Below are 11,475 nucleotides of genomic sequence, written 5' to 3' on the forward strand. Positions count from 1 at the left end.
CCGTTATATAAATTTAATCAAGAGCAGTTATTGTAATAGTACCTCTAAAGCCACCGAGATAAGTATTGTATGCCGAATTTTCAAACCACAACTGCAATGTAATGTCTTTATTTGACGCATCATACATTCTGTTGAAATTAAAGGAATGTTGATCATTGGTATACGGTATTTTTGCCCCGTCCCTTTTTATTCGTGTAAGCTCCCTGCACAGATCGTTATCATAACCGTCCGTCATCTGAATAGAGTAATTGCCGCTGTTGTTAAATTCGTTTGAACCGACTTCGAGAGAACCGCTTAAGCAGACATTGTAAATATGTCCTTTTTTGAGGGTAATATTATTCATGTAGGATGAAATCAAGCCGCCCTTGTTTATTTTTTGGTAGACAGAAATATTGACACGACTGTTATTCAGTACTGTCCTCGGAGCGTTTGCCTCTCCGTAAAAATATCCCGAACAACTGCCGTTCTGACCTGCATCACCTTTGTCGCCTTTATCTCCTTTGTCACCCTTTTCGCCTTTTTCACCGGTGTCTCCTTTGTCTCCTTTTTCACCGTCAGCACCTGTGGCTTTCACTCCCGTATCGGTCGTTCCAATCCACCAGTTGCCGTTTTCGCCGATGAACGGGGTGTTACCGTCTTTGCCGTCAGCGCCGTTTTGTCCGTTTGTTCCGTCCTTACCGTCAACACCGTCTTTTCCGTTAAGACCATCTTTGCCGTCAACACCGTCTTTACCGTCAACACCGTCTTTGCCGTCTGCGCCGTCCAGACCTTTCAAAATTGAAAGATCGTAAAGGTTAAGCCATGTTTCATCGCCGACATAACGCCACTGTAGGTTATTTTCATTTACACGGAACTCAGGTGTTTTTCCGTTTGCTCCGTCCTTACCGTTCTCTCCGGCATCTCCTTTATCTCCCTTGTCGCCTTTTTCACCGTCAACACCTGCGGCTTTTACGCCAATGTCGGTCACTCCGAGCCACCAGTTGCCGTTTTCACCGATGAACGGCGTATCACCGTTTTTGCCGTCAATACCATCGACACCGTTCTTTCCGTCGATTCCGTCTTTTCCGTCAAGACCTTTCAAATTTGAAAGATCGTAAAGATTTAGCCATATTTCATCGCTGACATAACGCCATTGAAGATTGTTTTCATTTACACGGAACTCCGGTGTTTTTCCGTTTGCTCCGTCTTTACCGTTCTGCCCTGTGGGTCCCTTTATATCGGAAATGGCAACAAGGTTTTGCCAGTCTTCTCCCTCATAGCGCCACTGTATATATTCTGTTGTTCTTTGTACCTCTATGTTTTTGCCGTCAAGACCGTCTTTACCGTCAGTGCCGTTTTTTCCGTCAAGACCGTTTATTCCGTCAACACCGTCTTTGCCGTCAAGACCGTTCTTTCCGTCAGTACCGTTTTTACCGTCAGTACCGTTTTTACCGTCAGTACCGTCTTTACCGTCAGCACCATCTTTTCCGTTAGTACCGTCTTTGCCGTCAATGCCGTCTTTGCCGTCAAGACCGTTTTTGCCGTCAATGCCGTTTTTTCCGTCAGTACCGTCTTTGCCGTCAATGCCGTTTTTACCGTCAGTGCCGTCTTTGCCGTCAAGACCGTTTTTGCCGTCAATGCCGTTTTTACCGTCAAGACCGTTCTTTCCATTAGTACCGTTTTTACCGTCAGTACCGTCTTTGCCGTCAAGACCGTTCTTTCCGTCAGTACCGTCTTTGCCGTCGAGACCATTCTTTCCGTCAGTGCCGTTTTTTCCGTCAGTACCTCTGAGCGTGTTAAGAGCTACAAGATCGTGCCATTCCTCTTCGGCGGTATCTCTCCATTGGATTGCTGTGCCGTTGTTTCGCACCTCCGGCAACAGGGTTTTGCTATTTTCCGCCTTGCTGCATACGGCAGCAAATGCAATGCAAAGTACGATGCAAAGCACAAGACAGAGTGCGGTGGTAATACAGTATATTCGTTTTTTCATTTATCATTGCCTCCTCTCAAATATTGTGAACGGTATTTATCAGTAAACAGGGCAACACCCTGTTTTAAGACCTCCATTTGGGTTTTTAAATAATATTCATCCTCAAACATAGCATAGTGTACACAGGCACGGACAAATATAAAAATGAGCGGTGTAATCACCGTGTACGGAATGCCGATTTTCGGCTCAAGTCGCTTTGCATACTCGGTATAGCGCTCATTTACCCCCTCAAAGAATTTCTTGCCGTGCTCAATATATTTCGGATGGGTATAGACCTGATACATCAGCCGATATTTTTTGCCGTGCTTCTTTGCGGTCCAGTACGGAACCTCTTTCACAAATCGAACAACATCCTTCGGGTCGGTTGGAGCTTTTTCCATAAAATCATCCTCGACCTTTTCCATACAGTATGCAGTTGATTCAATAATCAGTTCATCAACACTGTTGAAATAGGAATACAGATTTCCCGTTGTACAGCCACACGCTGCCGCCAAAGCCTTGATGCCCGTACCGGTCAATCCGTTTTCAGCATAGCATTCAAAGCATTTTTCCATTATTTCCCTCTTGCGCTCGTTGTGCTGTTCCTCTGTTGTTCTCATAACATTCGCTTCCTTTTGATAACTAATCGATTAATTAATTATAGTATAGCACAGAGCTACGGCAATTTCAACAATTAATTAAGAAAAAATCGCAAAATATTAAATTTTTATCGCATCTGTCGGAAACTTTACTGATATAGCAGTACCCTTTTCCGAACTTTCTTCCACACGAACTTTACCATTGTGCAGTGCAACGATTTCCCACACCAAAGAAAGTCCCAATCCAACTCCGCCGTATTCTCTGCTTCGGGATTTATCCACACGAAAGAAGGGCTGAAAAATACTTTCTCTGTATTGTTCGGGGATGCCGTAGCCGGTATCCGCAACCGTAATAACAAGCTGATTGTCTTTGCTCATTACGGTAACATTCACTGTACCGTCAAAACGGTTGTAGCGTATAGCGTTTTCGGTCAGATTATATAACAAACGGTAAATCAGCGTATCACTGCCTGTCATAACAGCATCGCCCGTGCTTTCAAGTGTAACATTGTTCTTCTCTGCAAGGGGTGCAAGGTCAGTGAAAATCTCTTCTACCATAGGTCCTATCTCTATGCGGTCGGCACACGATACTGTGCGAAGCTCACTCATTTCCAACAGGGTTTTTGTCATTTGTGTCATTCGTTCGGTCTGCTCACGCAACAATCGGAGAAACTCTGCCGTTTCAGGCGATACCTCGGGATGCTCTGCCGAAAAAAGTTCAAGCTGTGCCTGCATAAGCGAAAGCGGCGTGCGCAACTCGTGTGCGGCGTTTCCCGTGAACTGTCGTTGAGCGGTAAATCCCTCATCAAGACGGTCAAGCATCCGATTGAACGACTTGACAAACTGTCTCAGTTCAGGCGGAACTTCTTCGGTTATCTTCATATCCGTCAAATTGTTAGGTTGAACCTTTTCAACCCGAGCGGTAAAAGTACGCAGAGGCTTCAGTGCATGCCCGCTTAAAAAATACGCAAGCACACCGCCTAACAATGTTGCCGCCGCCGTAATATACCAATTGGTAGCGATAAAGGATTCCTGTGCTCCGTTAATTACAATAGTCAATTCACGATCAAGCTTTTCGTGTTCGGGATCGAAAAAGTCAGGTTCTCCTTTGTCCGTATCACCGTAACCTGTAACATAAGAGCCTATGGAATCCATATAATGGCTGCCGGAATAGCCGATAAGAACATTCATAAAAATGCAGGTGGCTCCGATAAGAAGTGCTGTCATCAGAGTTATGCGCCATTGCAAGGATAGCTTTTTCATACTTTTTCTTCCTCCATAACATATCCTTCACCAATGCGGTTGCGAATCGGGTCATAGCCGAGTGCCGCACGCAGTTTCTTTCGTAATGCAGATATATGTACTCTTATTGAATTGCTGAAATTGTCAACACTGTTATCCCAAACATGGTCGAGCAGTTCTTCCTGACTGACGGGGCGACCTTGATTAAGAAGTAAATATTCAAGTATTCCGATTTCTTTTCGGGTAAGTGACAGCTCCTGACCGTCAGCAACGGCAACACGGGCTTTGGTGTCAAAAGCAACCTTTCCACAGTTCAAAACAACATTGTTTTGTGTAAACCGCCGGCGAGTCAGACTGCGTATTCTTGCCTCAAGCTCCTCCAAATGAAAAGGCTTTGTCAGGTAATCGTTTGCTCCGGCATCCAGTCCCTCCACCTTGTCGACAACCTCACAGCGTGCCGAAAGAATTAACACTCCGGTATCTCTGTCGGTTTGTCGCAGAGTTCGCAGTACCGTCATCCCGTCTGCACCGGGTAAATTCAGATCAAGTAAAACAAGATCGTACTTTTCTATTCCGAGCAACTCATTTGCTTTGTTTCCGTCATAACAAAAATCAACGCTGTATGCCAATCTTTTAAGGCTGCGAACAATTGTCTCGCACAGCGCACGCTCGTCTTCAATTACTAAAATACGCATAGAAACTCTCCTTGTTGTGTTTTCATATTTCTTTGATAATTTAATTATATCATTATATCGCTCAGACATAAAGTTTTTGTTAAGTTTTCGTTCTTAACAGGGATTTTACATCCTCTGTGCTACAATGAGAGCACAAAAGAAAGGAGTGACCGAATTGACTCGAAAGAAAAAAGCCGTATTTCAAATCGTACTGATTATCTGCGGAATTACGATGCTGTGTTACGGAGCTCTGCGTGGAGAGGCAGAAACCGTGTTAAGCAAGGCAATCCGGCTGTGTTTGGAGTGTGTGGGAATTGGATAACAAAGAACCGAAGAAAAAAAGAGGCGGTGTATCGCAGTTTCTCTCACGCTTTCGATGGCTTATTCAAGCAGGAGCAACTTTGCTGAGTAATATTCATCTGCCGAATTTATTGAAGGGCAGAATTTATCAAGGCAAAGGAAAGGCTGTTTGCGTTCCGGGACTGAATTGCTATTCCTGCCCTGCGGCATCGGGTGCCTGCCCAATCGGCTCGTTTCAGGCTGTGGTGGGTTCGTCAAAATTCAGTTTTTCATATTATATCACAGGATTCCTCATATTGATAGGAGTTCTGCTCGGGCGTTTTATCTGCGGTTTTTTGTGTCCGTTTGGATGGCTTCAGGAACTGTTACATAAGATACCGACAAAAAAGCTTTCCACTAAAAAGCTGAAGCCGCTGACATACATAAAATATGCAGTTTTGCTTTTTGCTGTAGGTTTGCTGCCAATGCTCATTACAAATGATGTGGGTATGGGAGATCCTTTTTTCTGTAAGTATCTTTGTCCTCAAGGGGTACTCGAGGGGGCAATCCCTCTTGCCGCCATTGATTCGGGAATCCGTGCCGCACTGGGTACGCTCTTTTCGTGGAAGTTTGGCATATTGATTACGGTAATCGTACTGAGTGTACTTTTCTACAGACCGTTCTGCAAGTGGCTGTGTCCTCTCGGTGCATTTTATGCATTGCTTAACAAGGTGTCGCTTTTCGGAATGAAAGTAGACAAACACAAATGCATTTCCTGTGGAAAATGTGCCAAAGTATGCAAGATGGATGTAGATGTAACCAAAACTCCCAACCATACCGAATGCATACGCTGCGGTAAGTGTATCCGTGCCTGTCCTGTCGAGGCGGTCAGCTTTTGCTACGGCTTTGGCAAAGGAAAAGAAAATGATTGTCCCGCTAAAAAAGCGGAAACAGCAAAACAAAAAATTGAAACAGAAATTGAAACAGAAAAGGAGTAAACACCATGAAAACAACAAAAATTTTAACCTTACTGACTGCCTTGGTGATGTTGTTAAGCTTTGCCGCCTGTGGCACAGACAAAGGCAATACGACGAATACTACCGCAAATAAGAAAAGCGAAACGGCTATGCTGACAGCTGTGAATCCAAAGACAAAAGACGAGGCCGCCGACCTGCATCAAAAACTGATGGCACAGGAAAATGCTATTCTTTCCGAAAACAGCGAACTTTGGGAAAAGGTATTTATTTCAGCCGATAAGGGTATGGCGATGATTGAGGACGGCGGAAACTACGGTGATTTTCTTCTGAAAACGATTGACGGTATCAAGGATCAATTCAGTGCAGATGAGTTGAAGCTGCTTAATGAAAGCGCCGAAGAGATTAAGGAAATCGAAGGAAAACTGACGATTTTGGAACAAAAATTTCCCGGATGCGGAGAAAAACCGTCCGATGGAGATATGAGCGTTCCGGCGGAAAACGGTAAGCCCATCGAAAAGGATAATCTGAAGAAATTCCCGACATTTGACGGCAAGGATCTTGACGGAAACGAAGTTAAGAGCAGTACGCTTTTTGCAAAAAATACCGTTACCGTAGTAAACTTCTGGTTTACCACCTGCAATCCCTGCGTGGAAGAACTTACCGACCTGGAAGCTCTGAATAAACAGCTTGCCAAAAAAGGCGGAGCAGTAGTCGGAATCAATTCATTTACACTTGACGGTGACAAAACGGCTATCTCTGACGCAAAGAATATTCTGGCAAAAAAGGGTGTAACCTACAAAAACATTTGGTTTGATTCAAAAAGTAAAGCCGGAGAATTCACATCCGGATTGTACTCCTACCCCACAACTTATGTTGTCGATAAAAACGGTAATATTGTGGGAGAGCCGATTGTCGGTGCAATAACCTCCGAAAAGCAGTCTGAAAAGCTGCAAAAGTTGATTGATCAGGCAATTGCAAACAGCAAGGACTGATGTGTGCCCTGTCACGACAAAGTATCAATAATGCATATTTTCAGATTCTGTAAATTTTACATATAGATTCCAACAAATATGCCAATAATTAAGCCCATATAATTTTTCGTACAACAAAACCTCCTGCAACGGATTTTACTCTGTGCAGGAGGTTTATTCTTATTTCGATATTTTTTATTTCATCGTTATATCTGTATAAAAATTTTCACATAGCTGTAACGCTGTTTATCATCACAATAAATTTGTATTCTGTTCAAGCATTAAAAAAGAGGCTCTTTCGAGCCTCCTTTCAGCAGTTGTTCTACCCTATTTTATTGTAGAGTTTGTTACTGTCAAAATGCAAATATCAAAACTGCCGATGCGAAAAAAAGTGCAAAAGTAATCGGCTGAATTTTTATGTATTTTTCAACTTTTGCAATTCGGTTTTTCCGAATACTATTGACGAAAAAATCACAATGTCGGCAACAAAAGGCTTTTCTGTAATAACTGCTCATATTAAATTCTTATTGAATGTATTAGATTGATTTTTAGTGATTAAGTGTGTATAATGTATATCGGGAGGTATCTATGGGAAAACAAAATTATTTTTTCAGCGGAATTACGGACATACTGATTCTTGCCATTTTGTGTGAGCATGACAGTTATGTGTATGAAATTGTAAAATTCATAAAAGAAAAATCAAACGGATGCCTGTCCATATCTCAGAACACCGTTTACGCAGTCACCTACAAGCTTGTTAACGAAGGAAAAATCAGCGAATATTCAAAGCTTGTCGGCAAAAAGCGCACACGAATTTATTATCATATCGAGGACGAAGGTCGGGCATATTATGAAAACCTTTTGGAGAGTTTTCATAATGCTTACAGCGGTGTAGAGAGCATTTTAAATATTTTAAAAGAGGACAAGGGCAATGAACAATAACGGGGATTCCCTATGTTGTCAAGAAAATAAGAACAGGCAAATACATCAAAAGACTTATTGCGGTTGTACTTATTCTTGCACTCATATCAACTTTTACATACTGCATTGTTTTGCATGAAGACCATCAGATTACAAAAAGACAGGAAGCTGTTATAGCCGAAGATGTAATCGAATAGTACAAATTCCGTTCGGATTTTTTTAAAATTTACAGACCGATTTCAAATTTGATTTTGAAGTCGGTCTTTTTGTATATACGCTTTTTACGCAATGAAAATACATATTCTGATTGTATTGTATCAATAGACATTGCAAAAAGCAATACTTATTAATATTTTCTTTATCTAAAAGTCATATATTCATATCTGCCAATGCTTGAATAACCATATGCAAACATAGCAAACAATATAAATACTGACCAAAATTTTAAAAATTTTATAGCCGTATCATATTTCGATGTTGTGTACATTTTGTTTAAGTCATCTAAATAAGCAACTATATTATTAATTAGAATAGATAATGATGTGCCGCCCCATGATGCTACTATTGAAATATGTACACCCGCTAAATTAAATGTCAAAAGCAGCAACACACCATTTATGACAAAGAATAGTGCAATCAGTTTTGTAAGCGTATCAGAACGAAGGCTCTCATAGAATCGCCAATCTTTCGATTTATAATAATTATTAGCATAAAGGCACAAACACAATATTCCGCTTAATATAAATATCACAGTATTTACCGTGTTATCAGAACTATCAATCAGTTTAAATAATGTGAGCAAGAATATAGCAACCGTCAGTACAACATCAAAAGCAAAATATATCAAATATGACTTTACAATGCGTTTGTTGCCGTTTAACTTTTTCGGATTGACTTTACTGTAATCTATAGTTTCAAAGTCTATTTTATTGTTTTCCGTCATGTCAAACACCTCATCTCGCCCATTCTCTTTTTTTCAGTTGGTTGGATACCAATATAATGACTAATTTTATCAATATCGGTTTTGGGATTATCTGTCCAAAGAATGAACTCAACCATAATCAAAAGAGAATGGCTTAACAGATTTCATATCATTAACTACAAACATGCCTATAGGCTTGTATTTGAGTATATTGAAACCTTTTATAATACCGTTAGGATTCACAGCCACTGCGACTATATGTTTCCTAATGATTTTGAAAAATTGTTTGAGAGGGTATCTTCTCTGCCAGCAGCTTAGTTGGCAGAACTTCTCATTTTATTTTGTGCTAAATCTTGACACAGGACCATATTATGTACGGTCAATAAATCATACCGATGATAATATCGTTAATAATGTTGCTTACAAAACTAATTTTAAGAATCGGAATAAACAACAGATACGGTACATTGCACAATGAAACAATGTGAAGTAATTTGCTTTTCTGTTTTTCGGGAACATTCAGATTTTTATATACAACGGTCTGATTAAACAGATATATAAATGCGTAGGCTGTGAGAATTTCAAAAAATGCAACGATTATTCCGCTGTAATGTCCTGAACCAGTTATCGTCAGATTTCCGAGAAAGCCAAGCAAAATACTGTCCGCAATTTTCTTGAAAATATTATCCAAATTAGATACGCATAAGCACATCACCGTCCATATGAGTGAAAACAGAAAAAATGAAATCAATATGCCAAGCTCGGAAAATACGCTTGCTTTTAATATAAATCGTTTTTTATCGGTAAATTTTCGCACTTTGACTGCATATATGGCAGAGTTTGTAATGAGCAGACGAATAAAACTTACTGCCAACAATGCAATGAAAAAAAGCATCAAATACAGCATTTCCATACAATCACCTCGAATCGCTTATAACGCATTACTTTTCTTTTGTAACTTCATCCAGACCGATAAAGTACATACCTTTTCTTTTAGATTTTTCAAGATGAATCTTTTCGGAATCAACAATCAAATCCGTGTAGAGGTTATTGTCAGTTTCGACAAAACAGAATATTCTGAATTTGCCGAAAGTTACGGTTTTGTCGGCTTTATGTGCAGAATCGGAATATGCGAGAATATCTGTTTCACGATTTGGTACTGCCACAAAAAGAACCTGTTCTCCTGTCTTTTTATCTCTGATTTTGTAACTTCTGATAAATGTGTAATCTTTTGAAAATGAACCGTTGTTAATTTCAATTTGTTCATACACATCAAAATCAGCATTCCTGTTAATCATAGAAACCCTACCGTTTCGCTTTGTGTAAACTGCCGGTGAAATTATTTTCGTTTCCTCATCAATCATTAAAACAAATTTGCTGTTTGGTAAATCTATTAAGGTATCATAGACAAAATGTTTCATAGTAGTAAATCTCTTTTTAGAAATTGATACTTCCGATTTAATAGATTTATAATAAAGTGAATTAATAAACTCTTTTAACAAGAAACACAAAAGTAAATACAATCCATACGGGATAAGAAATGTAAAATCTAAAAGAGAACCATTAACATGATTAACACTTACGCTAAAAACAATAACTTCCATATAATCACAACCTACCATTCAGCATGCAACTTTCAAAAGAATTATCTTTATTGAGCAACAACACATTTTCGGCAAAATGTAATAACAAACCTGTTTCGGTCGTTATTGGAAATGAACAACCGTATTTCTTGTTATCGTCATTTTGAAAACCGAATTTCAGCACGAACTTATAGTGTCCGAGATTATCGTATTCAGCAAGCCCTATTGAGAAAAATGACTCCGCAGACAAATCAGTATCGCCTATTTCCCAGTAAAATTCACTATGGTGCTTATCAATCAAATTTTTTATTGATTCCGACAAAGCAATTATGTTTTCTTTTATGACATATACTTTTGTTTCAGCACTAATATTTTTGGCTAATGCCTTTACCATAATTTGATAAAAATCAGCATCTTCCCATATTTTTTCAAATAACAAATTATTCATTTTTCCATATCACTTGTTCATTAAGCTTGAAAGTAATTTTTCATACTTTGCATTGATTGTAATTTGCGTTGCGGTATTGAATACAAACGAAGTTACTCCGTCATCACAACCATAATCGTCTATCTGTCTGACGGTGCAGATTCCGTTTTCCAGCGACAACGGTAATCCCGTGATATTCTCATTACCGCTGTGCAGCAATTCTATACTTACTATGAAATTTTTAATGATTGCGGATTTTATTGCAGAATCAAATACAGCGTTACCGTCAATTTCAACGCTGTCTTCAAAAGTATCCGTTTCAATCAGTTTCTCCATTTTTTGATTATATTTTGAATCATACTCGATTCTGAAGAAATCAGATACCATTTTTACAATTACACCGTCACAAGTTCCGTCTGTATTGTACATTTGAATTGCAACCTCATCTTCGTTAAGTGCAATAATCTTGCCGTAAATAAACTTGTCACATTCATCATCTGTATAAAAACTGCAATTTTTATTGCTTTGAAAAGCTTTTAATAATTCCGAATACATCGTATCACCTCATGTATTTTTTAGCTTTGTTTGATTTATCTTTATATTGTCTTTCATTTTATCTTAGTGTTAGCATCTAAATAGTACAAAACAAAATGAGATATCCCCTTTAAGTGTTGTATAATAAAAAAGAGGAGGAATTCATTATATCACAACAAAAAACTCATCACACCAAGCAATTCAAGTTGGATGTTATCAACTATCGCAAAGAGCACCCTGATCTTACACAGGTTGAATGTGCAAAGAACCTGGGTAATTGTTTGAGAGGGTATCTTCTCTGCCAGCAGCTTAGTTGGCAGAACTTCTCATTTTATTTTGTGCTAAATCTTGACACAGAACCAAGTATTTTTAATTTCACTTGCTTCTCACCCCTAATT

14 protein-coding genes are annotated in these 11,475 nt (G+C 39.4%); 5 read left to right on the plus strand and 9 right to left on the minus strand.

The genetic code is table 11. From position 1 onward, the window contains the following. Nucleotides 1-13: 13 nt before the first annotated feature. From AC2HW8_RS04400 to AC2HW8_RS04415, 4 genes are all read right to left on the minus strand, one after another. Nucleotides 14-1,969: a hypothetical protein gene (locus AC2HW8_RS04400; RefSeq protein WP_484327198.1), complete on the minus strand. Its 1,956-nt coding sequence runs from the start codon at nucleotides 1,967-1,969 to the stop codon at nucleotides 14-16. Continuing rightward, nucleotides 1,966-2,568 (minus strand): TetR/AcrR family transcriptional regulator, encoded by a 603-nt coding sequence (locus AC2HW8_RS04405; protein ID WP_117519987.1) that lies wholly within the window; start codon nucleotides 2,566-2,568, stop codon nucleotides 1,966-1,968. Before AC2HW8_RS04405 ends, AC2HW8_RS04400 begins: the two co-directional genes overlap by 4 nt. 99 nt (nucleotides 2,569-2,667) lie before the next feature. Next, on the minus strand, nucleotides 2,668-3,810 hold the full coding sequence (locus AC2HW8_RS04410; protein ID WP_484327199.1) for a sensor histidine kinase: 1,143 nt from the start codon (nucleotides 3,808-3,810) through the stop codon (nucleotides 2,668-2,670). Continuing rightward, complete coding sequence (locus AC2HW8_RS04415; protein WP_117950735.1) at nucleotides 3,807-4,484, minus strand: response regulator transcription factor; 678 nt, start codon at nucleotides 4,482-4,484, stop codon at nucleotides 3,807-3,809. Before AC2HW8_RS04415 ends, AC2HW8_RS04410 begins: the two co-directional genes overlap by 4 nt. Before the next feature lie 154 nt (nucleotides 4,485-4,638). On the opposite strand from AC2HW8_RS04415, the gene AC2HW8_RS04420 reads away from it, so the two are divergent. The 4 genes from AC2HW8_RS04420 (at nucleotide 4,639) to AC2HW8_RS04435 (ending at nucleotide 7,632) form a co-directional block, all read left to right on the plus strand. After that, the gene (locus AC2HW8_RS04420; protein ID WP_242961752.1) at nucleotides 4,639-4,785 is read left to right on the plus strand and encodes a CD1871A family CXXC motif-containing protein; all 147 of its coding nucleotides are present in this window, start codon (nucleotides 4,639-4,641) and stop codon (nucleotides 4,783-4,785) included. After that, complete coding sequence (locus tag AC2HW8_RS04425; protein WP_484327200.1) at nucleotides 4,778-5,740, plus strand: 4Fe-4S binding protein; 963 nt, start codon at nucleotides 4,778-4,780, stop codon at nucleotides 5,738-5,740. The genes AC2HW8_RS04420 and AC2HW8_RS04425 overlap by 8 nt, the downstream gene beginning before the upstream one ends. Nucleotides 5,741-5,745: 5 nt before the next feature. Next, the gene (locus tag AC2HW8_RS04430; RefSeq protein ID WP_484327201.1) at nucleotides 5,746-6,711 is read left to right on the plus strand and encodes a TlpA family protein disulfide reductase; all 966 of its coding nucleotides are present in this window, start codon (nucleotides 5,746-5,748) and stop codon (nucleotides 6,709-6,711) included. A 567-nt stretch (nucleotides 6,712-7,278) separates the two neighbouring features. Beyond that, complete coding sequence (locus AC2HW8_RS04435; RefSeq protein WP_015523711.1) at nucleotides 7,279-7,632, plus strand: PadR family transcriptional regulator; 354 nt, start codon at nucleotides 7,279-7,281, stop codon at nucleotides 7,630-7,632. Between the two features lie 337 nt (nucleotides 7,633-7,969). Here AC2HW8_RS04435 and AC2HW8_RS04440 read toward each other — a convergent pair whose 3' ends face one another. Next, a complete protein-coding gene (locus tag AC2HW8_RS04440) occupies nucleotides 7,970-8,554 on the minus strand; it encodes a hypothetical protein (protein WP_484327202.1) in 585 nt (194 codons plus the stop codon). A 102-nt stretch (nucleotides 8,555-8,656) separates the two neighbouring features. Between AC2HW8_RS04440 and AC2HW8_RS04445 the strand changes: the two genes are divergently transcribed. Continuing rightward, nucleotides 8,657-8,851, plus strand: coding sequence for an IS3 family transposase (locus tag AC2HW8_RS04445; protein WP_304004175.1), 195 nt, complete (start codon nucleotides 8,657-8,659; stop codon nucleotides 8,849-8,851). A 61-nt stretch (nucleotides 8,852-8,912) separates the two neighbouring features. Here AC2HW8_RS04445 and AC2HW8_RS04450 read toward each other — a convergent pair whose 3' ends face one another. From AC2HW8_RS04450 to AC2HW8_RS04465, 4 genes are all read right to left on the minus strand, one after another. Then, nucleotides 8,913-9,446: a hypothetical protein gene (locus AC2HW8_RS04450; RefSeq protein ID WP_304004172.1), complete on the minus strand. Its 534-nt coding sequence runs from the start codon at nucleotides 9,444-9,446 to the stop codon at nucleotides 8,913-8,915. A 28-nt stretch (nucleotides 9,447-9,474) separates the two neighbouring features. Then, the gene (locus tag AC2HW8_RS04455; protein ID WP_147337673.1) at nucleotides 9,475-9,831 is read right to left on the minus strand and encodes a hypothetical protein; all 357 of its coding nucleotides are present in this window, start codon (nucleotides 9,829-9,831) and stop codon (nucleotides 9,475-9,477) included. Nucleotides 9,832-10,141: 310 nt separating this feature from the next. Beyond that, nucleotides 10,142-10,564: a hypothetical protein gene (locus tag AC2HW8_RS04460; protein WP_304004168.1), complete on the minus strand. Its 423-nt coding sequence runs from the start codon at nucleotides 10,562-10,564 to the stop codon at nucleotides 10,142-10,144. A gap of 9 nt (nucleotides 10,565-10,573) precedes the next feature. Continuing rightward, complete coding sequence (locus AC2HW8_RS04465) at nucleotides 10,574-11,098, minus strand: hypothetical protein (protein WP_117970274.1); 525 nt, start codon at nucleotides 11,096-11,098, stop codon at nucleotides 10,574-10,576. Nucleotides 11,099-11,475 lie beyond the last annotated feature (377 nt).

Source organism: Ruminococcoides sp. (assembly GCF_057037865.1).

Bases quoted from the DNA above. Each gene is read 5' to 3' on its own strand.
- AC2HW8_RS04460 (WP_304004168.1), bottom strand. From the start codon at position 10,564: ATGAATAATTTGTTATTTGAAAAAATATGGGAAGATGCTGATTTTTAT.
- AC2HW8_RS04430 (WP_484327201.1), top strand. From the start codon at position 5,746: ATGAAAACAACAAAAATTTTAACCTTACTGACTGCCTTGGTGATGTTG.
- AC2HW8_RS04455 (WP_147337673.1), bottom strand. From the start codon at position 9,831: ATGATTAACAGGAATGCTGATTTTGATGTGTATGAACAAATTGAAATT.
- AC2HW8_RS04440 (WP_484327202.1), bottom strand. From the start codon at position 8,554: ATGACGGAAAACAATAAAATAGACTTTGAAACTATAGATTACAGTAAA.
- AC2HW8_RS04400 (WP_484327198.1), bottom strand. From the start codon at position 1,969: ATGAAAAAACGAATATACTGTATTACCACCGCACTCTGTCTTGTGCTT.
- AC2HW8_RS04465 (WP_117970274.1), bottom strand. From the start codon at position 11,098: ATGTATTCGGAATTATTAAAAGCTTTTCAAAGCAATAAAAATTGCAGT.
- AC2HW8_RS04415 (WP_117950735.1), bottom strand. From the start codon at position 4,484: ATGCGTATTTTAGTAATTGAAGACGAGCGTGCGCTGTGCGAGACAATT.
- AC2HW8_RS04450 (WP_304004172.1), bottom strand. From the start codon at position 9,446: ATGGAAATGCTGTATTTGATGCTTTTTTTCATTGCATTGTTGGCAGTA.
- AC2HW8_RS04410 (WP_484327199.1), bottom strand. From the start codon at position 3,810: ATGAAAAAGCTATCCTTGCAATGGCGCATAACTCTGATGACAGCACTT.
- AC2HW8_RS04405 (WP_117519987.1), bottom strand. From the start codon at position 2,568: ATGAGAACAACAGAGGAACAGCACAACGAGCGCAAGAGGGAAATAATG.
- AC2HW8_RS04445 (WP_304004175.1), top strand. From the start codon at position 8,657: ATGAACTCAACCATAATCAAAAGAGAATGGCTTAACAGATTTCATATC.
- AC2HW8_RS04435 (WP_015523711.1), top strand. From the start codon at position 7,279: ATGGGAAAACAAAATTATTTTTTCAGCGGAATTACGGACATACTGATT.